General features: G+C 39.9%; 19 protein-coding genes and 1 other annotated feature. Of the genes, 9 read left to right on the forward strand and 10 right to left on the reverse strand.

Features of this window, described 5'->3' with window-relative positions; translation table 11 throughout:
- Positions 1-99: 99 nt before the first annotated feature.
- The 3 genes from RB151_RS11595 to cysB form a co-directional block, all read right to left on the reverse strand.
- Positions 100-543 (reverse strand): hypothetical protein, encoded by a 444-nt coding sequence (locus RB151_RS11595; protein WP_048607251.1) that lies wholly within the window; start codon positions 541-543, stop codon positions 100-102.
- A 284-nt stretch (positions 544-827) separates the two neighbouring features.
- Positions 828-3,500 carry an aconitate hydratase AcnA gene (gene acnA / locus RB151_RS11600; protein WP_071548125.1) on the reverse strand — a complete coding sequence of 891 codons (2,673 nt, stop codon included), beginning with the start codon at positions 3,498-3,500 and terminating at the stop codon, positions 828-830.
- Positions 3,501-3,798: 298 nt separating this feature from the next.
- Positions 3,799-4,773, reverse strand: coding sequence for an HTH-type transcriptional regulator CysB (gene cysB / locus RB151_RS11605; RefSeq protein WP_042843677.1), 975 nt, complete (start codon positions 4,771-4,773; stop codon positions 3,799-3,801).
- Positions 4,774-5,087: 314 nt separating this feature from the next.
- On the opposite strand from cysB, the gene RB151_RS11610 reads away from it, so the two are divergent.
- The gene (locus tag RB151_RS11610; RefSeq protein WP_042843676.1) at positions 5,088-7,121 is read left to right on the forward strand and encodes a M13 family metallopeptidase; all 2,034 of its coding nucleotides are present in this window, start codon (positions 5,088-5,090) and stop codon (positions 7,119-7,121) included.
- A 213-nt stretch (positions 7,122-7,334) separates the two neighbouring features.
- Here RB151_RS11610 and sodC read toward each other — a convergent pair whose 3' ends face one another.
- Together sodC and topA are read right to left on the reverse strand one after the other, a co-directional pair.
- Positions 7,335-7,859, reverse strand: coding sequence for a superoxide dismutase family protein (gene sodC / locus RB151_RS11615; protein WP_042843675.1), 525 nt, complete (start codon positions 7,857-7,859; stop codon positions 7,335-7,337).
- Positions 7,860-8,136: 277 nt separating this feature from the next.
- On the reverse strand, positions 8,137-10,743 hold the full coding sequence (gene topA, locus RB151_RS11620) for a type I DNA topoisomerase (protein ID WP_042843673.1): 2,607 nt from the start codon (positions 10,741-10,743) through the stop codon (positions 8,137-8,139).
- Positions 10,744-11,032: 289 nt separating this feature from the next.
- On the opposite strand from topA, the gene RB151_RS11625 reads away from it, so the two are divergent.
- Positions 11,033-11,290, forward strand: a complete 258-nt coding sequence (locus tag RB151_RS11625) for a DUF2498 family protein (protein WP_042843671.1) — start codon at positions 11,033-11,035, stop codon at positions 11,288-11,290.
- 95 nt (positions 11,291-11,385) lie between these two features.
- On the opposite strand, the gene sohB is transcribed toward RB151_RS11625, so the two are convergent.
- Positions 11,386-12,432 carry a protease SohB gene (gene sohB, locus RB151_RS11630; RefSeq protein WP_071548126.1) on the reverse strand — a complete coding sequence of 349 codons (1,047 nt, stop codon included), beginning with the start codon at positions 12,430-12,432 and terminating at the stop codon, positions 11,386-11,388.
- Between the two features lie 179 nt (positions 12,433-12,611).
- On the opposite strand from sohB, the gene RB151_RS11635 reads away from it, so the two are divergent.
- The 3 genes from RB151_RS11635 to RB151_RS11645 all read left to right on the forward strand — a co-directional run bounded on the left by RB151_RS11635 (position 12,612) and on the right by RB151_RS11645 (position 16,647).
- Positions 12,612-13,376, forward strand: a complete 765-nt coding sequence (locus tag RB151_RS11635; protein ID WP_042843669.1) for a YciK family oxidoreductase — start codon at positions 12,612-12,614, stop codon at positions 13,374-13,376.
- Between the two features lie 6 nt (positions 13,377-13,382).
- The gene (cobO, locus tag RB151_RS11640; RefSeq protein ID WP_042843668.1) at positions 13,383-13,973 is read left to right on the forward strand and encodes a cob(I)yrinic acid a,c-diamide adenosyltransferase; all 591 of its coding nucleotides are present in this window, start codon (positions 13,383-13,385) and stop codon (positions 13,971-13,973) included.
- Positions 13,974-14,496: 523 nt separating this feature from the next.
- Positions 14,497-16,647 (forward strand): filamentous hemagglutinin N-terminal domain-containing protein, encoded by a 2,151-nt coding sequence (locus tag RB151_RS11645; protein WP_048607259.1) that lies wholly within the window; start codon positions 14,497-14,499, stop codon positions 16,645-16,647.
- 63 nt (positions 16,648-16,710) lie between these two features.
- Here RB151_RS11645 and aphA read toward each other — a convergent pair whose 3' ends face one another.
- The 4 genes from aphA to rnm all read right to left on the reverse strand — a co-directional run bounded on the left by aphA (position 16,711) and on the right by rnm (position 20,623).
- On the reverse strand, positions 16,711-17,424 hold the full coding sequence (gene aphA / locus RB151_RS11650) for an acid phosphatase AphA (protein WP_042843666.1): 714 nt from the start codon (positions 17,422-17,424) through the stop codon (positions 16,711-16,713).
- Positions 17,425-17,861: 437 nt separating this feature from the next.
- Complete coding sequence (gene rluB, locus RB151_RS11655; protein WP_071548127.1) at positions 17,862-18,779, reverse strand: 23S rRNA pseudouridine(2605) synthase RluB; 918 nt, start codon at positions 18,777-18,779, stop codon at positions 17,862-17,864.
- Between the two features lie 201 nt (positions 18,780-18,980).
- Positions 18,981-19,601, reverse strand: a complete 621-nt coding sequence (locus tag RB151_RS11660) for an L-threonylcarbamoyladenylate synthase (protein ID WP_042843664.1) — start codon at positions 19,599-19,601, stop codon at positions 18,981-18,983.
- A gap of 149 nt (positions 19,602-19,750) precedes the next feature.
- Positions 19,751-20,623 carry an RNase RNM gene (gene rnm / locus RB151_RS11665; RefSeq protein WP_048607286.1) on the reverse strand — a complete coding sequence of 291 codons (873 nt, stop codon included), beginning with the start codon at positions 20,621-20,623 and terminating at the stop codon, positions 19,751-19,753.
- Positions 20,624-20,787: 164 nt separating this feature from the next.
- Positions 20,788-20,889: a sequence feature (Trp leader region), on the forward strand.
- A 26-nt stretch (positions 20,890-20,915) separates the two neighbouring features.
- Here rnm and RB151_RS11670 point away from each other — a divergent pair.
- The 4 genes from RB151_RS11670 to trpCF are packed head-to-tail and all read left to right on the forward strand — an operon-like array spanning position 20,916 to position 25,502.
- Positions 20,916-22,490 (forward strand): anthranilate synthase component 1, encoded by a 1,575-nt coding sequence (locus tag RB151_RS11670; protein WP_071548128.1) that lies wholly within the window; start codon positions 20,916-20,918, stop codon positions 22,488-22,490.
- Complete coding sequence (locus tag RB151_RS11675) at positions 22,490-23,101, forward strand: glutamine amidotransferase-related protein (RefSeq protein WP_042843662.1); 612 nt, start codon at positions 22,490-22,492, stop codon at positions 23,099-23,101. Before RB151_RS11670 ends, RB151_RS11675 begins: the two co-directional genes overlap by 1 nt.
- A 21-nt stretch (positions 23,102-23,122) precedes the next feature.
- On the forward strand, positions 23,123-24,124 hold the full coding sequence (gene trpD, locus RB151_RS11680) for an anthranilate phosphoribosyltransferase (RefSeq protein ID WP_042843661.1): 1,002 nt from the start codon (positions 23,123-23,125) through the stop codon (positions 24,122-24,124).
- Position 24,125: 1 nt separating this feature from the next.
- Complete coding sequence (gene trpCF, locus RB151_RS11685) at positions 24,126-25,502, forward strand: bifunctional indole-3-glycerol-phosphate synthase TrpC/phosphoribosylanthranilate isomerase TrpF (protein ID WP_048607264.1); 1,377 nt, start codon at positions 24,126-24,128, stop codon at positions 25,500-25,502.
- Positions 25,503-25,552: the final 50 nt, after the last annotated feature.

The following is a 25,552-nucleotide window of genomic DNA, read 5'->3' on the forward strand; positions in this document are numbered from 1 at the left end:
TGCCACATACAGCAACACTGTATATAAACACAGCATTGCCGTTTTTGGTCATTTTAGAAGAATAAATAAACAGAAAAAGTCCAAAACACTTTCAATCGATTATTTTTCAAGCTGTAACTCTAGCTGTTTCGATAACCCTTGTGCATATCTCTGCGCTTCTTCTGGTGTTAACAAGCCCGCAATCAATAAATCCTGTTTCCCTGAGGACGTTTCTGCGACCACTCCCCAATACTCGACCTCAAAGGTAATACTCTTAGGGTCTTGATCAGGCATTGGTAAAATATCAAAATAATCTTTTAATGGAGCAATGGTGATAGCGGTATAATCTGCATTTAAACCGAGTGGAAATTCTTTATCCGCGTACAAACGTAAGTCATGCACTTCCGTTTCTGGTGTTCTCATAACGATAGAATATAAATTAGGGATATGCTCTAAAATGTCACGAACCTCTTCATTTGCCCCATCAAAATGAGAAGTCGTCAATAAAATGTCTGCTGCCCACAATGCCCCTTTATAGAAATCGGTTTCATTGATATCTGCCATATTTATTTCCTTTATAGTGTTTTCGATAAGTTCAATCACTGTATGGTTGATGCAGAAGCGATTACATTTATATTATTTTCAACAAAGAAACTGATTTATAGCGAACTACACCCTATTCTTAAGCAATAATGATAATCGTATTCCCCTTTAATTGGTCATCTATTTATTACCATAGCCCAGAATCGAAACGAAAAAATTGAGAAAGAACAAGATTAATAAACAAGATAATATATTTAAAAAAAACGTCTGCTGGGCGAACCATGCAGACGTTATTGCAGTAAAAGTTAGTGTAACATTTGTCTTATTACATAATGTAAAATACCGCCATGACGGTAATAATCCATTTCTGTCGAGGTATCAATACGACAGCGCATGGTAACGTCCTTTACCTCACCATTGCCGTAAGTAATTTTAACGGTAATGTCTTGCCCTGGCACAAGTGACTGTAGACCATTAACATCAATACGCTCATCACCTTTTAACCCTAGTGTTTTACGGGACTCGCCATCTTTAAACTCTAAAGGAACAACCCCCATTCCAATTAAGTTAGAGCGATGAATACGCTCATACGACTCAGCAATCACAACCCTAACACCTAACAAATTGGTCCCTTTAGCTGCCCAGTCACGGCTAGAGCCCGAACCATACTCTTTACCCGCAATGATAGCCAATGGACGTTTGTCTTGTTGATATAACATCGCTGCATCATAAATCGCCATTTGCTGCCCTGTTGGGATATGCAATGTGTAGCCACCCTCAACCCCTGGCACCATTTCATTACGAATACGAATGTTTGCAAATGTCCCTCTCATCATCACCTCATGGTTACCACGACGTGACCCGTAAGAGTTAAAATCCGCAACCGCAACACCATGCTCTTGCAAATAACGTCCTGCAGGGCTCTCTTTTTTGATGTTACCCGCAGGTGAAATATGATCTGTTGTAACTGAATCGCCAAGGATAGCTAAAATATTTGCACCATGAATATCTTTGATTGGTGCGGGTTGAACTGACATCCCTTCAAAAAAGGGTGGATGGCGAATATAGGTTGAATCTGCCTGCCAATGGTAGGTTGATGAACTTTCAACTTCTAATGCACGCCAAGCCTCATCACCGTCAAATACCGCATTGTATTCTTTACGGAACATATCCGTTTTAACTTGCTGCACTGCCTGAGCAATTTCAACACTAGAAGGCCAAATATCTTTCAGATAGACATCATTGCCCTGCTTATCTACACCTAGTGGCTCATTCTTCAAGTTAATATTCATATTCCCCGCTAATGCATACGCGACTACCAAAGGCGGTGATGCTAGCCAGTTAGTTTTCACTAATGGATGAATACGCCCCTCAAAGTTACGGTTACCTGACAGCACCGCCCCAACAGTTAAGTCTGTTTGCTTAATCGCATCTTCTATCGGTTCTGGTAATGGCCCTGAATTACCAATACAAGTCGTACAACCATAACCGACAAGGTTAAAACCTAATTTATCAAGATAAGGGGTTAAGCCCGCGACGGCCAGATAGTCAGTAACAACTTTAGAACCTGGTGCTAATGAGGTTTTCACCCAAGGCTGGCGCATTAACCCTTTTTCAACCGCTTTTTTCGCTAGTAACCCTGCGGCCATTAATACGCTTGGATTAGATGTATTAGTACATGATGTGATTGCGGCAATCACAACCGCCCCATCTGTGAGTTCAAAAGTTTTATTTTGATATTTCACTGTCGGTTGTTCATTTTTTTCTTTCTTATTAACTTCTAATTCAACTGCACCGCGAAAAGCTTTAGGGACTTGGCTTAGCTCAACTCTGTCTTGTGGACGTTTAGGCCCAGCAAGGCTAGATTCAACTGTCGACATATCAAGTTCTAGCGTACTGGTGAAAATTGGTTCATCACCAACGTGACGCCATAAGCCTTGCTCTTTACTATATGCTTCCACCAGCGCGACTTCATCATCGCTACGGCCGGTTAACCGCATATATGACAATGTAATGTCATCAATAGGGAAAAAACCACATGTTGCCCCGTACTCCGGTGACATATTCGCAATGGTCGCTCTATCCGCTAACGGCAAATCGGCTAACCCATCACCATAAAATTCAACAAATTTACCGACAACACCATGTTTACGTAGCATTTGTGTTACCGTCAGCACTAGGTCTGTCGCGGTGATCCCTTCGGATAATTTCCCTGTTAATTTAAAGCCCACGACATCAGGGATCAGCATCGAAACTGGCTGACCTAACATAGCAGCTTCTGCTTCAATCCCACCCACACCCCAGCCAAGTACACCTAGCCCGTTGATCATCGTAGTATGGGAGTCAGTTCCTACTAAGGTATCAGGATAAGCGTATAACTGACCGTCAATTTGTTCGTACCAAACCGCTTTACCTAAATATTCTAAGTTAACTTGGTGGCAGATCCCCGTACCTGGTGGAACCACTCGGAATCGATTAAAAGCCTTTTGGCCCCAACGCAAAAATAGATAACGTTCATGATTACGTTTCATTTCAATTTCGACGTTTTCACCAAATGCAGATTGTGTGGCAAATTCATCCACCATAACAGAGTGGTCAATGACTAAATCTACCGGAGATAATGGATTTACTTGTTCAACATTCCCCCCAAGAGACTTAACGGCTTCACGCATCGCCGCAAGGTCAACAACTGCGGGAACACCCGTAAAGTCTTGCATGAGTACACGAGCAGGTCGGTAAGCAATTTCCCTGTCTGCGTGCCCCTTTTTTTGCCAATCAATAATCGCTTGTAAGTCTTGTTCTACCACCGAGGTTCCATCAATATGACGCAGTAGATTCTCAAGTAGGACTTTTAAAGATTTAGGTAACTTAGAACCGTCACCAAGTTTTTTAGCAGCACGTGCTAAGCTGAAGTAATGATACTGCTTGTTTCCAACAGTGAGCATGGAAGCACTGTCTGATTTTAGGCTCAACGACATAACTCCTCCTTGGTTTTTATAACTATAACGATAGGTATTAGCTACCGCCCTTATTTTTTGTTAACCAATTGTAATCATAGTTGCTTTAGAAATTTGATTTATAGATTTTGTGCCAAATTTTGAATTCCTATCTATTTATCATAGGAAATTTAAGTTAAGAAGGGAAATTGATACATTGAAAATATATGGTCAGTGAACAGTTGCGTAGGTAAAATAAAGTGACTAGCCTTCTTGAATAGCAAATTGTAGCTAGGTAGATAGCGCTATTAGTAACCATCCCCCTAGCTACAGTAAAGAATTAAATAATCGGCAACTTCATATCTTTAAAGAATTCTTCGATATCCTCATTATGCCTTAATGCGACTGCTTTATCGACGACATCACGCGTTAAGTGAGGTGCAAAACGCCAAATAAAATCATACATATAGCTACGAAGAAATGTGGTTCGTTTAAAACCAATTTTTGTTGTGCTATAGCTAAATTTATCGCGCATATCAATAACAACTAAATCACTGTCACTAATTGGGTCAACAGCCATACTGGCAATAATTCCGATCCCTAGACCTAACCTTACATAAGTTTTAATAACGTCTGCATCCGTAGCAGTAAAAATAATTTTTGGTTCTATGCCGACTTTTTGAAATGCAACATCGAGCTCTGAACGCCCTGTAAAGCCATGGGTGTAAGTCACAATTTGGTATTGGGCTATATCCTCAATAGTGACATTTTTTTTCGCGGCTAATGGATGGTCTTTTTGTACCACGACACAACGGTTCCAGTGGTAACACGGCAACATTATTAAGTCACTATACAAATGCAATGCTTCCGTCGCGATAGCAAAATCACTATTCCCCTTACAAACTTCCTCTGCAATTTGTGTCGGTGAGCCTTGTTGCATATGCAAAGAAACATGGGGATAACGCTCTATAAAACCTTTGATTACCGGCGGTAATGCATAACGTGCTTGAGTATGTGTGGTTGCAATACTCAAACTCCCTCTATCAGGATAGGTATGTTCCCCTGCCACCGACCGGATTGCCTCTATCTTAGACAATACCTCACGAGAAATACGTATAACTTCTTCCCCTGCTGGGGTTACGTGAGTTAAGTGTTTACCACTGCGGGCAAAAATTTGAATCCCTAACTCATCTTCAAGCATCCTTACTTGCTTACTGATCCCTGGCTGTGAAGTAAAAAGCCCCTCCGCAGTCGAGGAGACATTTAAGTCATGGTTAACGACCTCAACAATATAACGTAATTGCTGCAATTTCATATTTCAGTCTACCTCTTGCTTAATTATGTGGCTTTCACTATAGCTAAATAATATTAGTTATAACCAAAAGATATATATAACCAATTTGATATAACTAATATAACATTATTCAAACAAGAATAAACAGTATGATGATAAAATTTCATCTATACCTTACTTCTATCATTAGGGTCGTAAGAAATTGCAAAGACGGGTTAATTTAATTTCATAATGTGATTCAATAGATAAAATCAAACTGGAAAGATTTCCACTGCATTACCAATATTAATGAGTAATAGTGAAAATCAATATTCTCAACGAAGAGAGGTTGCTACATGCGTATAAATATTTTGGCTTTAATTATTGGTATGTCTACTATTTCTTTTGCCCCCCAATTGCTGGCAAAAGAAGTCTCTTATGGGCAACAAAAAATTGTCCTATCTGATTCAATCAACCCAGGGAATGACTTTTACCGCTATGTAAATGAGGATTGGATAAGCAAAGCCAAAATTCCAACAGGTATGCCACGTATAAACTCTTTTGTTGACTTGTATTTGAACACCGAAAAACAGACCCAATCTATTATTGATGAGTTACAAAAAATACCAGAAAATTCATTGAGTCATAATCAACGTAATATTCGTAATTTATATCTCAGCTACCTTAATGAGGAAGCCATCGAAAAATCAGGTCTCAGCCCAATACAACATGACTTAGACGCCATCAAAAAAGCTAAAGATCATAATGAAATAAGTGCGTTAATGACTCAGCCTGACTATAAATCACTGATTTCCTATTGGGTCGATTTAGATGCAAAGGCTCCTGATACTTACGTGTTATATCTTGGTCAAGGCGGGTTAGGGTTGCCTAATCGAAATTATTACCTTGAGGATACTCCTCAAATGAAAGATATTCGCCAAAGTTATATTGCTTATATCGGGACAATGTTGAAGTTAGCAGGTGAAACAGGTGTTGAGCAAAAAGCACAGAAGATTTTTGACTTAGAAAAGTCTCTTGCCACCGTTCATTGGAGCCCTGAGGCACGCCGTGATACTCTAAAAAATTACCATGCGATGTCCCTTGATGAAATGAAAAAATATACCCAAGGTTTTGATTGGGGTGCATTTATTAGCAGTAGAAAATTAACGGATAAACAACTTGAAAAAGTCATTGTGGAAACAGACAGCGCTGTTGAACAAACAGCAAAAATTTTCGCAGATACGCCTATTTCAACATTAAAAGACTATTTAACTTTTCAATATATTAGTGAGCATGCTCGCTATTTAAATAAAACCGTTGCTGATGCCCAGTTTGATTTTTACTCAAAAAAACTCAATGGCGTAGAGAAACAAAGAACTCGCCAAGAACGCGCACTACAAACAGTTAATTCCCTACAAGGTGAGCCATTGGGTCAAATTTATGTCGAAAAATACTTTGATCCACAGTCCAAAGAAAAAATTAAAGATCTCGTCAGTTATGTCAGGGGAACATTTAATGAGCGCCTGAAGGATAATGACTGGATGGATGACACCACTCGCCAAGAAGCATTAAAAAAACTAGAACAATTCACAGTAAAAGTCGGCTATCCTGACCAATGGAATGACTTTAGTACAATCAACTTAAACCCAAATACCCTCTTAGAGAATTACAAACAGGTTCTAGCATGGTCATACGATGATATGATCAGCAAAATTGGCCAACCAGTGCGTAAATGGGAATGGGGCATGACACCGCAAACGGTTAATGCCTATTTTAACCCTGTACAAAATGAGATAGTGTTCCCTGCTGCAATTTTACAAGCGCCATTCTTTGACCCAAATGTTGACCCTGCTTATAACTATGGTGCCATCGGGGCAGTTATTGGTCATGAGATGGGCCATGGCTTTGATGACCAAGGCAGCTTATATGATGGTACTGGCCAGTTACGCAATTGGTGGAGCGATAGCGCAAAAGAGCATTTTAAACAAAAAACTGAGAAGCTTGTTGAACAATATAATGGTTTTGCTGTTGACGATTTAAATGTTAATGGGCAACTCACATTAGGCGAAAATATTGGCGACCTTGGCGGGCTCAATATTGCCTTAAGTGCTTATAAACAATTCGTTAAAGAAAATTACCCGAATGGAGAAGCCCCTATTATTGATGGAACAACAGGGTTACAACGTTTCTTTATTGCTTGGGCGCGTACATGGCAAGAACTGTCAAATAAAGAGTCTGAACGTAACAAAATTATGACAGACCCACATAGCCCTAACCAGTTCCGTGCAAATGGCGTGGTACGAAATATTGATGATTGGTACCAAACTTTCGGTGTTGATAAAGATAGTGCGCTGTATTTAGCGCCAGAACAACGTATTCGTATTTGGTAATACAAAAATAAGGTTCGGGATACTACCCGAGCCTTATTTTTCTAACCTTCATCGAAACCGAAAACAAGGTTCTATCTTTTCACTAAAATACGCTAAATAATTCGAGTTGTGACTAGCGAGCAAATGCTGTAAGCCCTAAGAGCATAACAAAAAGTATGTGATTAGGGTTAACAACCGTAGCCAACAACGCCACAGCTCGAAATATAACGAATATTATTTAATAACGCCGCAAGCCATCCTCGCCCCGCCGCCACCTAAAGCTTCAGGGTTGTCAGAATAGTTATCACCACCAACATGCACCATGAGAGCTCTTTCTTGGACATCTTTCAGTGATTTTAAGCGTGGTGCTAATACCGCATAGTTTGCATTGCCTTGGCTATCAGCAACTAAACCGGGTAAGTCACCTAAGTGACCGCTATTATCGTATGGGCCTTTATGAACCCCGGTTTTTGCAGGGTCTAGATGACCACCAGCTTTTAATGCAGGGACAGATTTGCCATCTTTGTCTGCGGGTTCACAACTTGGGTTTTCATGGACGTGGAAGCCATGAACTCCCGCTTGCAAGCCAGCTAATTTAGGAGTAAACAGTAATCCGTATTCTGTTTCTGTGATAACAACCTCACCTATTGCTTTACCATCGCCAGTCGGCGTTGCCTCTTTTAATACTACGGTAGATTGAGCCGCATACGCAGTGCCCGCAGTAAATAATGCAGCCAGTAAACACATTTTTAACTTCATTTTGCCTCCGGTGGATAACGTTTATCTATCATTCCATCGACTTACCTTAATACATTCATAAGATAAGAATTGTACTGTTTTAATCATCATTATTAATGACAATATCTAAGTTAGCACAAATCTGTTATCGCTTTGGTGCTGTATTTGAGTTTAGTTAATAATTGGTGGTTATATCACAATAGTGCCATTCAATAAGGCCAAAGATCGGTATTCACCTCTAAATAACAAAGCCAGTCATTTCTGACTGGCTTTGATTTTTTAACGTAAAAGTAACCTGTTACTTTTCTTTGACAACCCATTTACCATCAACATAAAAAGCACTCCAACCCGTTGCTTTTCCGTTCTTTTCGGAAGAAACATACTGCTGTTTAGTCTTACGACTAAAACGCACAACAGTTGGATTACCTTCACCATCTTCAGCAGGCGCTTCTGCTAAATAGGCTAATTTTTCAGGCAGACGGTCTTTAAAGCGTTGTAGCTCAGCCACTAGAGGCGCACGAGTTTCCCTAGATTTAGGGAAAGTATTCGCGGCAAGGAATACCCCAGCTGCGCCATCACGCAATACAAAGTAAGCATCTGATTTTTCACACGGCAATTCCGGTAGTGGCACTGGATCTTCTTTCGGCGGTGCAACTTCACCACTTCTTAAAATTTTACGTGTGTTTTTACACTCTTCATTGGTGCAGCCCATGTATTTACCAAAACGCCCCATTTTCAGGTGCATTTCAGAACCACATTTGTCACACTCAATAACTGGGCCATCATAGCCTTTAATACGGAACTCACCTTCTTCGATTTCATAACCTTCACACGCAGGGTTATTACCGCACACATGTAATTTACGCTGGTTATCAATCAAATAGCTATCCATCGCAGTGCCACATTTCGGGCAACGACGCTTAGCTCTTAGCGCGTTAGTTTCCGCATCATCCCCTTCAAGCACGTTAAGAACTTCATCTTCAGGGATTAAATTGATCGTTTTCTTACAACGCTCTTTCGGTGGTAATGCATAACCGCTACAACCAAGGAATACCCCTGTTGACGCTGTACGGATGCCCATATGCCGCTCACAATCAGGACAGGTTATTGATGTAATAACCATCGGATTAGTGCGCATTCCCCCTTCTTCTGGATCTTTTTCAGCAACATCGAGTTGCGTACTAAAGTCAGAGAAAAACTCATCGAGAACCGCTTTCCATTCCGCCTCATGATTAGCAACATGGTCGAGCTGATTTTCCATACGTGCGGTAAAATCGTAGTTCATCAAATCGTTGAAGTTTTCTTCTAAACGATCAGTAACAATTTCACCCATTTTTTCCGCGTAAAAACGGCGATTTTCTACTTTAACATAACCCCTATCTTGAATAGTCGAGATTATGGCTGCATAGGTAGAAGGACGACCAATTCCCCGTTTTTCTAATTCTTTAACTAATGATGCCTCACTAAAACGCGCTGGTGGCTTGGTGAAGTGCTGGCTAGGCAATAATTCGATTAATGATAGTTCCGTGCCTACTTGGATAGGTGGCAACGTTTTATCTTCATCGTTTTTGCGCAGCGCAGGCATCACTTTCGTCCAACCATCAAAACGTAACGTACGCCCTTTGGCTTTCAGTTCAAACTCTCCCGCTTTCACTGTTAAGGTCGTAGAGTCATATTTCGCAGGCGTCATTTGACATGCAACAAATTGGTTCCAAATTAATTGGTACAATCTTTTGGCGTCATTTTCCATATCTTTTAGTGAATCAGGTAACACATCAACACTAGAAGGACGGATAGCTTCGTGCGCTTCTTGAGAATTATCTTTGCTGCTATATACGTTGGCATCTTTAGGCAGGTATTTCGCGCCAAAGTTGTCATTAATATAGCCACGAACCATATCTAATGCATCTTGACTCAAGTTAGTTGAGTCGGTACGCATATAGGTGATGTAACCAGCTTCATACAGGCGCTGTGCCATCATCATGGTTTTCTTCACCCCAAAGCCTAAGCGCGTACTCGCTGCTTGCTGCAAGGTTGAAGTAATATAAGGCGCACTCGGTTTACTCGAGGTTGGACGGTCTTCGCGGTCAATAACCTCAAAGCGTGCTTTTTCAAGCAATTTTACCGCCGCTGTAGTTTGCGCTTTATTAACAGGCTTGAACGATTTACCAGATTGCGACGTAACTTCCATGCGTAAATTTGCAATGTCTTTATCCGCTAAATCAGCGTGTAATTCCCAATATTCTTCAGGAACAAACGCTTTAATTTCCCTTTCACGCTCAACAATCAGTTTCACTGCGACTGATTGAACACGACCGGCAGATAAGCCACGAGCCACTTTTTTCCACAAAAGTGGTGAGACCATATAACCCACAACACGGTCCATGAAACGACGAGCCTGCTGCGCATTAACCCTATCAATATTTAATTCACCAGGGCTATCAAAAGCTTGTGTGATGGCATTCTTTGTAATTTCATTAAACACAACTCGACTAAAACGAGATTCATCACCACCTATCACCTCACGCAGATGCCATGCGATAGCTTCCCCTTCACGGTCCAAGTCCGTTGCTAGGTAGATATGATCAGCATCTTCTGCCAGTGATTTCAGTTCAGAAACAACTTTTTCCTTGCCTGGCAGAATTTGATAATTCGCTTCCCAACCATGGTAAGGATCAATCCCCATACGCTTGACTAACGCATCACGAGGATCTTTTTTAACTTTCTTTGTTTTGTCGGTAGATGAGCCTGTACTCTTTTGTGAGCCGGTTTGTGAACCAGAGCCGCTTTTCGGCAGATCACGAATGTGGCCAACGCTGCTTTTCACAACGTAGCCACTGCCAAGATACTTATTGATCGTTTTGGCCTTTGCCGGGGACTCCACTATAACAAGAGCTTTACCCATATTTACCTTTACCTAAATATCAACAATGGCGCATTTCTACATTAAAATGCGCAAAATGAGAATCTCTTTTTTATATTGCGACACAATCACAATATATCAATAATTTTTTAAACAATTATTTGTGCTGAAACAAAACTTATAAACTCAGTCACGTTATTCTAAAAGAACACAAAGTCTTCTAGTTCACTGATTTTAACCAAATAAATGTGTTTAGCTGTCATTGAAAAACACACACTCTACCTGATAAAATGCTAGAAGCAACCAATTATTTTTTCAAGGAAGCCATGTTATGCAAGATAATCTACCAATCATTACAAAAGAAGAGTTACTTGAAAAAGCTAATGATATCATAAAGAAACATGATGACTATATTCATGGCATGTTTGTCAACGCTGTTGAGCAACATCGGGGTACTTTTGTGTTTAAAGGGGAATTTTTTCTAGATGAAAATAATATTCCCACATTAAAAAGTACGGCTGCTTTTAATATGTACAAACACCTAGCTCATGTTCTATCTGAACAATACCAACTAAGTAATAACAATTAGTTAACTATTAAGCTATTTAATAAAAATTACCGGCGATTAAGGCCGGTAATTAATTTTAGGACTAAAATGATTTATTTACGAGGTTACAGTTAAAATTATAATAATGGCTTTTGGCCTCGTTGCCACCAGCGGAGTAACAATTTATCAACACTATTTGCCGCACTCCCCATAAATTTATCCATCATTTTTTTGTTTAATACATAACGAATACTCACCACTTCTTTGGTGTCTATAGCGTTAATAATGACATCATCACTCACGCCAATTTTATCAACCAATCCCTTATCTATGGCTTGTGAACCATACCAATACTCACCAGTAGCCACAGATGCTATGTCTAAGGTAGGTCGATTTTGATGTACAAACTGCTTAAATAATTCATGAGTTGAATTTAAGTCTTCCACAAATTTCTTACGCCCCTGCTCCGTATTTTCACCAAGCATGGTTAGCGTTCGTTTATATTCACCAGCAGTGTGCAACTCAACATCTACATCGTGTTTTTTGAGTAAACGGTGAATATTAGGTATTTGTGCAACAACACCAATTGACCCAATGATAGAAAATGGTGCAGCAATAATTTTATCAGCAATACAGGCCATCATATAGCCACCACTTGCAGCAACCTTATCAACAGCAATGGTCAGTGAAATATTTTTTTCTTTTAGCCTTAATAATTGCGAGGCAGCTAAACCATAACCATGCACCATCCCACCAGGGCTTTCTAACCTTAACAAAACTTCATCTCGCTGGTCAGCAACGGCAAGGATTGCACTGATTTCTTCTCGTAAAGAAGAAACTTCTCTCGCATCCATACTACCTTTAAAGTCTAAGACATATAAACACGGTTTTTTAACGCCGGTTTGCCCCAGTTTTGCCCCAGTTTTCTCACTTTTTGATTTAACTTTCTGCTGTTTTTTAAATGCTTTCAGCCAGACCTTATGTTCTGATTCATTCATTTTTACTTGCTGCATTTGGCGCTGGCGTTCACGATAGCTTTCACCTAAATCAGTGATTTTTAATGCCCCTTTTGTACCTTGACGGCGCATACCAACACCAAACACAAAAACAGCTAGCAAAACAACAGCCACAAGGATTGTTATGACTTTTGCTAAAAATAACCCATACAAAGAGAAATACTCCACAACTTGATCCTTCTGATATTTATCTTCAATACAAAAATAATCTCACGATTGTCAGTAAACAACCAGAAAAAAACAGTCATTAACACAATATAATTAGTAGATATCTGTGTTAGATTAGCCAATAATCGTAATCAATGCGATGATAAGAATACATGTTAAACATAATGATAGGAAAGAATATGCTCCTATATCAACCTCGACAAGACCTACTGAAAGGAAAAACCATACTCGTAACCGGTGCCGGTGATGGTATTGGTCGCGAAGCCGCTCTCACTTACGCACGTTTTGGTGCATCCTTAATCCTAGTTGGTAGAACACAGCACAAGTTAGAAACCGTTAGCGACGAAATCGCCGCTTTATCTGGGAAGAAATCCCCTTGCTATGTATTAGATTTACTCACTGCTACTATCGATGACTGCCATGCATTGGCTGCAAAAATTTCTGATACAAAACCCTATTTAGATGGTGTTTTACATAACGCAGGGATGCTCGGTGTGGTTGCACCAATCACTGAGCAGCCGACTGACCTTTGGCATGATGTCATGCAAATTAATGTCAATGCTACCTTTATGTTAACCCAAGCATTACTTCCTCTGCTACTTCGCGCACCTAATGCCTCATTAGTCTTTACTAGCTCAAGTGTTGGTAAACAAGGGCGTGCTGGCTGGGGTGCTTATGCCGTATCAAAATTTGCGACTGAAGGTTTAATGCAAGTTTTAGCAGAAGAATATAAACAAAGTAATCTTCGTGTAAACTGTATTAATCCTGGAGGAACAAGAACTAGCATGCGTGCAAGTGCTTTCCCAGAAGAAAACCCTCTTAAACTGAAAACCCCTGCTGATATTATGCCTATTTATATTTATTTAATGGGTGATGATAGCCTCCGTAAAACAGGGGAAAGTTATGATGCACAACCAGGTCGTAAGGCTGGTGCAGCGGAGTAATAATTTATGTCTCAAAGCCGACACGAAGAACGTCAACAACGTTTGAAAGACAAGGTGGATGCGCGCATTGAAGCGGCGCAAATTGAACGTGGAATATTAATTATTTTCACAGGGAACGGTAAAGGTAAAACGACCGCTGCTTTTGGTACTGTTTGCCGCGCAATTGGGCATGGTAAAAAAGCGGGTGTCATACAATTTATCAAAGGTAGTTGGGATAATGGCGAACGCGAGCTATTAGAACCACAAGGCGTACCTTTTTACGTGATGTCCACTGGGTTTACATGGGAAACCCAAAATAAAGAAACAGACACCCTTGCCTGCCTTGAGACATGGCAACATGCCAAACAATTACTCAGTGACCCACAATACGATTTGGTGGTTCTAGACGAGCTAACTTATATGGTGAGCTACCACTACCTTGATCTAAATGAAGTCACCCAAGCACTACAAAGCCGCCCAGAAAACCAATCAGTTATTATCACTGGTAGGGCTTGTCATCGCTTTTTGTTAGAATTGGCTGATACAGTAACTGAAATGCGGCCTATCAAACATGCGTTTGATGCAGGGATTAAAGCACAAAAAGGAATTGACTGGTAATTTGTAATATTTAAATGGTCATAGTCCAATCATTTTTTGGGCTATGACCCCTGCAATCTAGCCAGCCCTTATTGACACTCAAAATAAGAGTGCAAAATAATAATAAACTTATAAAGTTTTTCATTTATTGTTAACTTGTATTGTTGTTTTCCCTCAAATAATTACATTTCAGACTTATCATTAAATAATGATATTTTATAGCATAAGCTAAGAATATAAAAATTATTAATGCAGCCGACTTAATTTAACCTATCAATTCCAATTCATTAAGTATAATTGCCTGAGTAAAAATACCATGTATTACAGAAATAGAGTAATTATAACAAATTGAAAATTAAGAGTTTTGGTTGAAGTTAATAGATCATCATCTATATTTATGCGGTTTTAGTTATTTATTGAAAAACAATAAACAATATATTCACGTTAATATTATTAATTTTATTAAAATCAATATACCTGCATAATTAAACAGCCAGAAAGGATTATTAGTTTAATTAAAACTTACCTATTTTAAGGGATATATATGCAGAATATTTTAAACCATAATTTCAATATTCCCACATTGAAATTTAAGCCACTCTTTCTATGCGTTTCCATGATCGTCGGTTCAACAACAGTAGCCCAAGCTGAGATTGTCTCAACGAATGGTGCAGGTATATTAAATCAAGGTAATGGCCCTACCGTTGTTTATATTAATAAACCAAGTCAAGGCGGGGTCTCTCATAATGTGTATAGTAAATTTGATGTTGACCAAAAAGGCGTTATTTTAAATAACAATGGAGGAAACTCTAATACCATTCTTGGTGGCAAAATCGGTAGTAATGGTAATGTTGCTGGTGGTAATAGAGCTAAAGTGATTTTAAATGAAGTAAATTCTAATACAGCAACCACCCTAAACGGAATGATTGAAGTAGCCGGAGGGAAAGCACAAGTTATCGTTGCTAACGCTTCAGGTATCACCTGCAATAACTGTGGCTTTATCAATACCAATCACGCGACTCTGACGACAGGCAAAGTCAACCTAGCCAATGATGGTTCTATTGCTAACTATAATGTACAGCAAGGAAAAATCGCAATTAACGGCAGTTTTAACGCTAATTCTCCAACTGATATCATTGCTCGTTCCGTAGCGATTAATGGTATTGTTGATGCCCAGCGTCTCAACGTTGTTGCTGGTAATAATCAAGTCAATGCCTCTGGTGAAGTTATTGGTTCAACGACAGCTATTGGCACTAAACCTAGTGTCGGCATCGATATTTCTGCTATGGGTGGCATGTATGCAAATAAAATCTCATTAATTGCCACTGAAAGCGGAGTGGGTGTTGCTAATGCGGGGGATATCATTACTCATAATGGTGCCATCACGATTGATAGCGCAGGTAGCGTCAATAATACTAACGCAAGGGTCAATGCCGCTAAAGATTTAAACATTAAAGCAACAGCTGTAACGAATAACGGCCATCTGGTTGGTAATAAAAACGTCAATATCACCGTTGCAGGTACGGGTACCATCAATAATGATCAGGGTGAAATCACATCTTACAACAATGATATTAATTTAACGACATTGGGGCAATTAAGCAATAATGGAGGAACAATCACCGCATTACAAAATATAAATTCAACGTCTGATACTTTGATTAACGATAATGGCTCATTCAATACCTCAAAAGGCGATATGAATATCCATTCCATGAATATTATCTATAATCGAGATAATCAAGGTAACCCTAATGACCCATCTAAAGGGTTCAATTCTGCTCGTGATATCAATATCAGTGCAGTGCATGTTGTAAATCAAAACTCCAATATCACTGCAGGTAGAGATGCCGTTATCAGTTCACAATCATCAATTGAAAACTTAGCAGATAGCAAAATCATCGCCCAACGCCGTGCGGAGATCAGTACCATGTCTTTGACTCAAACTAACTCTGAGATAAAGACAGCTAATGGTCGTATGGATATTGATGCATCGGTATCATTAAACAATGATGCATCATCAAAAATAGACAGTGGTCGGTTAATGAATATCAATGCTAACCAGATCAATAACTCTGGCACTATTATTTCAAATAATGGTCAAATGGCTATCAATTCGAATATATTAAATAATCGCTCAGGTTATATTAAAGGAAATAATCTAGCCATTAAGGCATTTAATATTGATAACCAAGCTGGATTAATTCATTCAGAAAACAATTTAAACATCGAAACCAGTCATCTGAATAATAACAATAGTGCTGACTTTAAACAGGCTAATGCTAAGTTTGGCTTGGTGGATCAGAACGGTGGTCTGCAAACCAATAATGGTACTGTAAAAATTCAAGGGGATACTCTCTACAATATTAATGGTTCTATTGCTGCAAACGTGAATAATATTTCAGCTTCACGTAATGATGTTGATGTTAAGCTTAAATCAACACTTAACAATAATTATGGGAAGATCTTAGGCGCTAATAACCAAAAACTTGATGTGGGTTTATTAGAAAATTACTCAGGAAGCATTGATGCAGGTAGAAACCTGACAATTGATTCAAAAAATCGGGTCAACAATCAATATGGTACTTTGCGTTCTTCAAATACAACTAAGGTCACAAGCCCTATCGTTACTAATAGCACAACAGGTACCATCACAGGCAATCGAGTCATTATCGATTCTATTGTAACCAACTAATTTACTTAAGTTATAAGAAAGGAGACGATAAACGTCTCCTTTTTCATTAATTGTCGTTCAGAATTAATATTCTGAGTTAATCACCACTTCCTCACCAAAACGCCCTGCTTTCGGCAATGGCTGATAAGAGGAATTTGCCGCTCTTAAAATACGGATACCACGAATACCTAATTCATGAGCTGCTGCAATATCTGCATCTGCATCACCATAATAAATAGTCAGCTTATGGTCATGCATCCAGCTTACTTTATTATTTTGACCAGGTTCATCACCTGCAAAAATAACTTTCTGCATTTTATCTTCAGGAATAGCTAAACCTTCTTGAACATATTGAGTGACGGTTTCAGTTTTTGTTTTAGTACGGCCAGTAATGAAATAAACAGTATCTCCACGGTCTAAGTGCATTTTGACTAAGTCAATACCCACCTGTTTTGGCATACTAAACTTATCCCATTCATTGTTCATTTTTTCCCAAAACTGTTGGTTTTTTAGATAGCTAAAATCATTTGGTGAAAACTCTAATTTACCACGATAAAAACCAGGGCTCGAAAATAACACTGTATCATCAATATCAAAACCAACCGCCATTGGGGCTTTGCCTTCTAAGCTTTGTTTGATTTGCTCAATGGAAACCCAATGAATAGGCTGCTGTTGCGCTAATTCAACGACTGTCACACCAGGGCTGACTGTTTCTGGCATTGGTATTTTTGCCTGAGAAGTTGCAGTAAAACTTAATGCCAAAGCAACCGCGCTCAGAGTTAGTGTTATTTTTTTCATTTCTTATCCTTATTCAAGGTTTATCCGCTTAAAAACCATTCTTTATTCATCTGGATAAACTGTCTAGCTAACGTGTAAGTAAAATGTTTAACTGCTTATTTTTCTATTACTATCAATAAATAACGCAGAAATTATGTGAGGGACATCTCACATGAGAGGTAATACTAAGTTTTTTAGTTACATTAAAATGAGACATGTATCTCATAAATGTTATCTATTCTTGATGGGTTTAATAATAATGTGAGCTAGACCATTAATTTAATAATTGATGGTCTTATGACGAAGTTAGTTCAATAAGTGATAAAACTTAATATTTCTTTAAAGTAGTGCTAACTGTAACCTTCTACACACTTAACATAATTATTTTCGCGAATAAAAAAGCGCATCGGTATCCCTTAGCGCTTTTCTTTAATAATGAAATAATGATTATTACGAAATTAGATACGTGTACGACGCTTCGCTGTCGGCCTTGATGATTGACGCTTAGCTGCAGGGCGTGCTGTAACTTGTGTATGGCGTTTCACCGCACGACGAATTTGGTTCGCTTTAATTCGGCGTTGGTCTCGTTCAACAGCAACCTTACTTTCTGTTTCAGGTGCTAGTTCAACCAATTCGCGAAGATAATTGGTTTGTTGTAAACCAAGCTCTGTCCACCCGCCACGAGGAAGCCCTTTTGGTAAATCAATGTCGCCATAACGAACACGGATCAAACGGCTTACTTGAACACCGACTGATTCCCAAAGACGTCGAACTTCACGGTTACGCCCTTCTGTTAACGTCACGTTATACCATTGGTTCATCCCTTCATCACCGCGATATGAAACCGTTTTAAAAGAAGCAGGACCATCTTCTAATTGCACGCCAGTGGTTAATTGGCGAATTTTAGCATCGTTAATTTCACCAAAAACACGTACCGCGTACTCACGTTCGACTTCACGGCTTGGGTGCATTAACCGATTCGCTAATTCACCATCTGTCGTAAATAATAATAACCCACTCGTATTGACGTCCAAACGGCCAACGGCAATCCACCTAGCCCCTGTTAACTTCGGTAAACGATTAAAAACAGTAGGACGGCCTTCAGGATCATGGCGAGTACATAATTCACCTTCTGGCTTATAATACGCCATAACACGGCAAATCTCTTTCTCAGGCTCTTTAATCGCTAATAAACGGCCATCTAAACGGATTTTTGTTGCTGCTGTAACTTCTACTCGGTCACCTAATGTTGCAATTTTACCATCAACACTAATACGACCTGCCTGCAGGAATGTTTCGATTTCACGACGGGAACCATGCCCAGAACGGGCAAGGATTTTTTGTAATTTTTCAGTTTTTTGCGGTTTAGCGCTCATGTAACCCTCTACTGTCGCCTTCACAGGCGTCAAATGACTTTTGGGAGTGATATGTTTACCCTCTCCAAAAAGTATTGAATTTGTAAACCCGCGTATTATACACAGGTTTATCTTGAAGCCCTATTACTTATCAGAATATCGCACTTTCAATACATTTTCATATAATTAGCTATATAAACACAGTGTTTTATTAGCTAAACATTACTCAAAAGGCGATGGGTCTCCAGTACCGACCCGAGCAACTACTGGCGTGTCATCCGTAAAATCAATGACTGTTGTTGGTTTTTGCCCGATGTAACCACCGTGGATCACTAAATCGACCTGTTTATCCAATAAATCCCTAATTTCCTCAGGATCAGATTGAGTAAAATCATCACCAGGCATGATTAAACTGGTCGACATTAACGGCTCTCCCACCGCTTCAAGTAGATCCCTTGCAATAGGATTAGAAGGCACTCGTAAACCAATTGTTTTACGTTTTTCATTCATTAAACGGCGCGGGACTTCTTTGGTTGCACGTAAAATAAACGTATAATTACCGGGTGTATTATTTTTAATTAAACGAAATACCGTATTATCAACATGGGCATAATTGGATAATTCAGAAAGGTCACGGCACATTAGTGTGAAATTATGATTGGTATCGAGTTGGCGGATACGGCAAATGCGTTGCAATGCATCTTTTTCTTCTAAACGACAACCTATTGCATAACCTGAGTCTGTCGGATAAACAACAACACCACCTTTATTTAGGATTTCAACGCTTTGGCTAATTAACCGCGTCTGAGGGTTGTCCGGATGGATATAAAAAAACTGGCTCATACATACCTCTACTTTTCGTAGTATCGACAGCATCACCCGGCAAAATACCTATAAATGGTACTATCTATTTATTCAATTAAATGATTTATGTGAAATAAATCATTATCCATACTGGTTATTTTACACCGCATTGTTAATACATCAAAGTATTAGGTGTTTTTTACTTCAGCCCACTGCGCCCAAACGGCCTGTTCATCATCAGGTAACCATAAATTGCGCCCCAGTTCTATCCAAGAACATGGTCGATGAAAATCGGAACCAACTGAGGTTCGTAGCTCAGCAACTTTTGCAAGCTCAGCTAAATACTGCTTTTCATTTGGAGGTTGTTGGCAATGGGAAACTTCCATAGCATCACCATTACATTGCTTAAAATAAGCAATAAGGCGTTTCAACCACTTATTTGATAGTTGATATTTAGATGGGTGCGCTAAAACAGCGACCCCACCCGCGGCGTGAATGGCTTCGATAGATTCGTGAATAGAGCACCACTTTGCAGGAACATACCCTGTTTTGCCTTTTGATAAATAACGTTTAAATACATTGTTAATCGTTTTTTCTTTACCAATTTTAACAATATATTGTGCAAAATGCGCACGAGTCACTTGCCCACCGGCAGAAATATTTCGTGCATTTTCCCATGCATCGTCAATGCCAGCTTTTTGCAAACGACGCCCCATCTCTATTCCACGTTCTAATCGACGAGCTGATTGTTCTTCCAGCAATTTAATCATTGCGGGGTGCTCCGTAGAAAAGTTTAGCCCCACAATATGTATTTCTATATTTTCCCAAAGAGTGGATATTTCTACGCCGTTGATAAGTTCAATTGGCCTATCATTTTCAGCCAAATAACGTCTCGCTTGCAATACACCATCGCAAGTATCATGGTCTGTGATAGCCAAAATATTTACGCCCATGGTTATCGCACGTTCAATTAACGCTTCAGGGGTTAGCTCCCCATCCGAAGCAATCGTATGACTATGTAAATCATAACGAGTCAATAATGACGTTGCTGCTTGCGGCATGGTGGTATCTTCTCCAATTTCCATTAACAACTATTTTCCTAATAAATTAACAAAGTGCTTGACACTAAAGACATGATCCAGTTAACTAGTACGTAAGATGGCTTGGCGCCAATAATTAATCAGTTTATCCAGTGAGGCATATCATGACTTTATTTAACCTAACAAATCGTTGGTGGCGTGACTTCCCAAATTGGGCGGAAGCCGCACGCGCATAGTTATTGTATGTCTCAGTGCCGAACCCGCCTTTCTACGGCGGGTTTTTTAATGTCTAAAATTAGCGTAAGGCAACAAAATGAACAAACAAAACACCACATTAGCACATTTTAAGTATCTGGATAGCCCAATTAACTATCAGCCAGACCCAACATTATTATTTAATCACCTGTGTCAGCAGGTTCCATCCACGATGTTATTGGAATCTGCCGAGGTTAATAACAAAGCGAATTTACAAAGTTTGCTGATTGTTAATAGTGCGCTACGTATACGCGCATTTACTCAGCGTGTTGAAATAGAAGCTTTAACTCCTAATGGTCAATCCCTATTACCAAAGCTATTAGCTGAGCTTAATGGACGAATAGCTCATCACGACCTTAGTGACAATCTATTAACGGTATCATTTAACCAACCGAAACAAGATCTGGATGAAGATAATCGCCTTAAAGCCCCTTCTAGCTTGGATGTTTTAAGAGCGCTACCGACAATTGCTCAAGCTTATTCGACTAAACCTGAAACACTATTTGTTGGTGGTCTGTTCGCATACGATTTAGTTGCAGGATTTGAAGATTTACCTGAGGTTAAGAGCGTTAATCAATGCCCCGACTATTGTTTTTTTGTCGCCGAACATTATTTAGTGATCGACCATCAAAATCAGGCTGCACGGATCAAAAGCTGTATTTTTTCTGATAATCAACAGAATATAGAAACCGTAAAACAAAGACATGAACAAATTATCGTTTCATGCCGCCCTTTTTTACCTGAGCTTCCCCTTGAGTCGGCGCCCAATTTTACCGTGACAGTAAATAAAAGCGACCAAGAGTATGGTGCAATCGTTACGTCTTTAAAAGAAGCTATTTACCGTGGTGATATTTTCCAGGTTGTCCCCTCACGTAAATTTACCATGCCTTGTGCACACCCATTGATTTCATATCAAAAACTGAAGTTGCAAAACCCAAGCCCATATATGTTTTACATGCAAGATCAAGATTTCACCCTATTTGGTGCTTCACCAGAAAGCGCACTGAAATATGCCACCCAAACCCGCAAAGTGGAAATTTACCCAATCGCTGGAACGCGTCCTCGTGGGCGTAATGCGCAGGGAGATTTAGACCTCGATTTAGATAGCCGTATTGAACTCTCAATGCGCTCAGATGAAAAAGAATTAGCAGAGCACATCATGCTAGTAGACCTTGCTCGTAACGATTTAGCGCGTATTTGTGAAGCTGGCAGCCGTTATGTAGCTAATTTAACTAAAGTTGACCGCTATTCCTTTGTTATGCATTTGGTTTCTCACGTTGTAGGAACATTACGCCAAGACTTAGATATTTTTCATGCTTATCAAGCTTGTATGAATATGGGCACCCTTACTGGGGCACCAAAAGTAAAAGCCATGCAGTTAATTGCCCAAAATGAACAGGAACGACGCGGCTCATACGGCGGTGCCGTTGGTTATTTCCAAGGAAATGGTGATTTTGATACTTGCATTGTTATTCGCTCCGCCTATGTCGAAAATGGAATTGCAACGGTACAAGCTGGCGGAGGCGTCGTATTGGATTCTTCACCACAAGCTGAAGCAGATGAAACCCGTAATAAAGCACGAGCGGTGATCCGCGCAATTGCCCAAGCACACCAAGTAAAGGAGTTATTTTAATGGCGAATATTTTACTGCTCGATAATGTAGATTCCTTTACTTATAACTTGGTAGACCAGCTACGCTCTGGCGGACATCAAGTGGTTATTTACCGTAATACCGTCAGCGCATCGCATATTCTGTCAGTATTAAACAATATGGATTCCCCTATTTTAGTTCTGTCTCCTGGGCCTGGGAAACCAAGCGCGGCGGGCTCAATGCCAGAAGTCTTACAGCAGGTAAAAGGCAAAATTCCAGTTATTGGTATTTGTTTAGGACACCAAGCTATTGTTGAAGCTTATGGTGGGACTGTTTCTGCTGCTGGTGAAATATTACATGGTAAATCCTCTATCGCAACTCACGATGAACTCGCCATGTTTGCTAATCTTGAAAACCCAATTTCTGTAGCCCGTTACCATTCATTAGTTGGTAGCCAAATCCCTAGCAGCCTGACAATTTGTGCGCAATCAAATGGCATGGTTATGGCAGTCCGCAATGATAGTGACCGAGTCTGTGGGTTCCAATTCCACCCTGAATCTATTTTAACAACCACAGGCAAACAGTTGTTAGAAAATACCGTGGCATGGGCTCTTTCTACACCCAATGAAAATACCACCACTCATTCGCACTAACGGGATACTAAAGAGCCAATTATGCAAAATATTTATGACAAATTATTTAAAGCACAACCACTGACTCAACAAGAAAGCCAGTTTTTATTTAACGCTATTATCCAAGGTGAGTTAACTGAGCCCCAATTAGCTGCGGTGTTGATCAGTATGAAAATGCGTGGTGAGCAGCCCCAAGAAATTGCAGGTGCTGCACTGGCTTGCTTAGAAAATGCACAGCCATTCCCTCGCCCTAATTATACATTCAGTGATATTGTTGGTACTGGTGGTGATGGGGCTAATAGTATCAATATTTCGACGGCCAGTGCCTTTGTCGCCGCAGAATGTGGTATTAAAGTCGCTAAGCATGGTAATCGTAGCGTATCAAGCCGCTCCGGTTCTTCTGACCTACTCGCCGCATTTGGTATTGCTCTTGATCTAAGTGCTCAAAGTGCGCGCGATGCACTAGATGAGCTTGGCGTCTGTTTTTTATTTGCACCACAATATCACAGCGGTTTTCGCCATGCGGCCCCGGTACGTACACAACTTAAAACACGCACTTTATTTAATGTACTCGGTCCGTTGATTAACCCAGCTCGCCCACCAATCGCACTTATTGGCGTCTATCAAGAAACACTAGTCAAACCTGTTGCTGAAACATTACAGATGCTTGGTTTTACACGCGCAGCTGTGGTACACAGTGGAGGGATGGATGAAGTATCACTACACGCGCCCACACAAGTGGCTGAATTAAAAGATGGTGCTTTACACTATTATCAGTTAACCGCTGAGGATTTTGGCTTAACGCCCTATGCGTTAACTGATTTAGAAGGGGGAACCCCAGATGAGAACCGCGTATTGCTAAGCAACTTGCTTCAGGGGCACGGTAAAGCTGCTCATGAAGCCGCTGTTGCGGCTAATGTCGCGATGTTAATGCGCATTAATGGCCATGAAAATCTAAAACAAAATAGTGAACATGCACTCGCAATTATCCGTAGCGGTAAAGCATTTGACCGCGTCACTGCACTAGCGGCAAGGAACCAATAACATGAAAGCAACCGTATTACAAAAAATTGTTGATGATAAAGCCAGCTACCTCATTGAACGTAAAGCGAAACAACCTTTAAGTGCCTTTATCGATGAGGTTCAGCCTAGTCAACGTAGCTTCTATAATGCGCTCAGTGCAAAACGCCCTGTTTTTATCTTGGAGTGCAAAAAAGCGTCTCCATCTAAAGGCCTAATCAGAGAAGATTTTGACCCAGAAGTGATCGCCAAAACCTATGCACCTTATGCATCTGCGATTTCCGTACTTACTGATGAAAAATATTTTCAAGGTAATATGGATTACCTGACTATTGTTAGTCAGGCAGTAAAGCAACCTGTATTATGTAAAGACTTTATCATTGATTCATATCAAATTTATCTAGCTAGATATTACCAAGCAGACGCTATCTTATTGATGTTATCAGTCCTAAGTGATGATGAATATATCGCTTTAGCTCAAGTTGCTCATCAACTCAATATGGGCGTGTTAACAGAAGTCAGTAATGAAGAAGAATTAGAAAGAGCGATTGCTTTAAAATCTAAAGTCGTGGGTATCAATAACCGTGATTTACGTGACCTTTCCATTGATTTAAACCGGACACGTGAGCTTGCCCCTCGATTAGCGCAAGGCACAATTGTTATCAGCGAATCAGGCATTCATCAACACCAACATATTCAATCGCTTAACCAATTTGCTAATGGTTTTTTAATTGGCAGTGCGTTGATGGAACAAACTGATCTTGATAAAGCGCTACAACGTTTATTAGTTGGTGAACATAAAGTTTGTGGTTTAACTCGTGAACAAGACGCAAAAGCAGTATTAGATGCGGGTGCTTGCTTTGGGGGATTAATTTTTGCTGAAGGTTCCCCACGTAAAGTGACGCTGTCACAAGCACAAAACATTATTCATGCTGCCCCCTTAAAATACGTTGGGGTTTTTCGCAATCAGTCAGCTGATTTTGTTGCTCATATTGCTCAGCGCCTTGCGTTATCCGCGGTTCAATTACATGGACAAGAAAATCAAGAGTATATAGCAACGCTGAGAAACCTGCTCCCCAGTTATTGTGAAATCTGGAAAGCAGTCGATATGTCACAAGTGGATTTGTCTCACTATGACACCCAAGGTGTCGATGTTTTGTTGCTAGATAATGGCCATGGCGGTACAGGGAAAACTTTCGACTGGAGCACCATCCCGCAATCTGTTAATCAACGTTTTATGATCGCAGGTGGGCTAAATGCCCAAAATTGCCTTGAAGCATCGAAATTACTTTGTAATGGACTTGATTTTAATTCAGGGGTGGAAATTGAGCCCGGAATTAAAAGTGAACAAAAAATAAACTTAGTGCTATCAACTTTATTCGCGGAATCAACACATAGCTAACCACTAGATAACGATAGCCTTAGTAGTAATAAACAATATTTAGACCCAAT

The organism is Providencia rettgeri (assembly GCF_001874625.1).
GTDB classification, from domain to species: Bacteria; Pseudomonadota; Gammaproteobacteria; order Enterobacterales; family Enterobacteriaceae; genus Providencia; species Providencia huashanensis.

What these genes read in the sequence shown, in the direction of transcription:
- RB151_RS11595 (WP_048607251.1), bottom strand. Translation starts at nt 543, where the DNA reads ATGGCAGATATCAATGAAACCGATTTCTATAAAGGGGCATTGTGGGCA.
- acnA (WP_071548125.1), bottom strand. Translation starts at nt 3,500, where the DNA reads ATGTCGTTGAGCCTAAAATCAGACAGTGCTTCCATGCTCACTGTTGGA.
- cysB (WP_042843677.1), bottom strand. Translation starts at nt 4,773, where the DNA reads ATGAAATTGCAGCAATTACGTTATATTGTTGAGGTCGTTAACCATGAC.
- RB151_RS11610 (WP_042843676.1), top strand. Translation starts at nt 5,088, where the DNA reads ATGCGTATAAATATTTTGGCTTTAATTATTGGTATGTCTACTATTTCT.
- sodC (WP_042843675.1), bottom strand. Translation starts at nt 7,859, where the DNA reads ATGAAGTTAAAAATGTGTTTACTGGCTGCATTATTTACTGCGGGCACT.
- topA (WP_042843673.1), bottom strand. Translation starts at nt 10,743, where the DNA reads ATGGGTAAAGCTCTTGTTATAGTGGAGTCCCCGGCAAAGGCCAAAACG.
- RB151_RS11625 (WP_042843671.1), top strand. Translation starts at nt 11,033, where the DNA reads ATGCAAGATAATCTACCAATCATTACAAAAGAAGAGTTACTTGAAAAA.
- RB151_RS11635 (WP_042843669.1), top strand. Translation starts at nt 12,612, where the DNA reads ATGCTCCTATATCAACCTCGACAAGACCTACTGAAAGGAAAAACCATA.
- cobO (WP_042843668.1), top strand. Translation starts at nt 13,383, where the DNA reads ATGTCTCAAAGCCGACACGAAGAACGTCAACAACGTTTGAAAGACAAG.
- RB151_RS11645 (WP_048607259.1), top strand. Translation starts at nt 14,497, where the DNA reads ATGCAGAATATTTTAAACCATAATTTCAATATTCCCACATTGAAATTT.
- aphA (WP_042843666.1), bottom strand. Translation starts at nt 17,424, where the DNA reads ATGAAAAAAATAACACTAACTCTGAGCGCGGTTGCTTTGGCATTAAGT.
- rluB (WP_071548127.1), bottom strand. Translation starts at nt 18,779, where the DNA reads ATGAGCGCTAAACCGCAAAAAACTGAAAAATTACAAAAAATCCTTGCC.
- RB151_RS11660 (WP_042843664.1), bottom strand. Translation starts at nt 19,601, where the DNA reads ATGAGCCAGTTTTTTTATATCCATCCGGACAACCCTCAGACGCGGTTA.
- rnm (WP_048607286.1), bottom strand. Translation starts at nt 20,623, where the DNA reads ATGCCGCAAGCAGCAACGTCATTATTGACTCGTTATGATTTACATAGT.
- RB151_RS11670 (WP_071548128.1), top strand. Translation starts at nt 20,916, where the DNA reads ATGAACAAACAAAACACCACATTAGCACATTTTAAGTATCTGGATAGC.
- RB151_RS11675 (WP_042843662.1), top strand. Translation starts at nt 22,490, where the DNA reads ATGGCGAATATTTTACTGCTCGATAATGTAGATTCCTTTACTTATAAC.
- trpD (WP_042843661.1), top strand. Translation starts at nt 23,123, where the DNA reads ATGCAAAATATTTATGACAAATTATTTAAAGCACAACCACTGACTCAA.
- trpCF (WP_048607264.1), top strand. Translation starts at nt 24,126, where the DNA reads ATGAAAGCAACCGTATTACAAAAAATTGTTGATGATAAAGCCAGCTAC.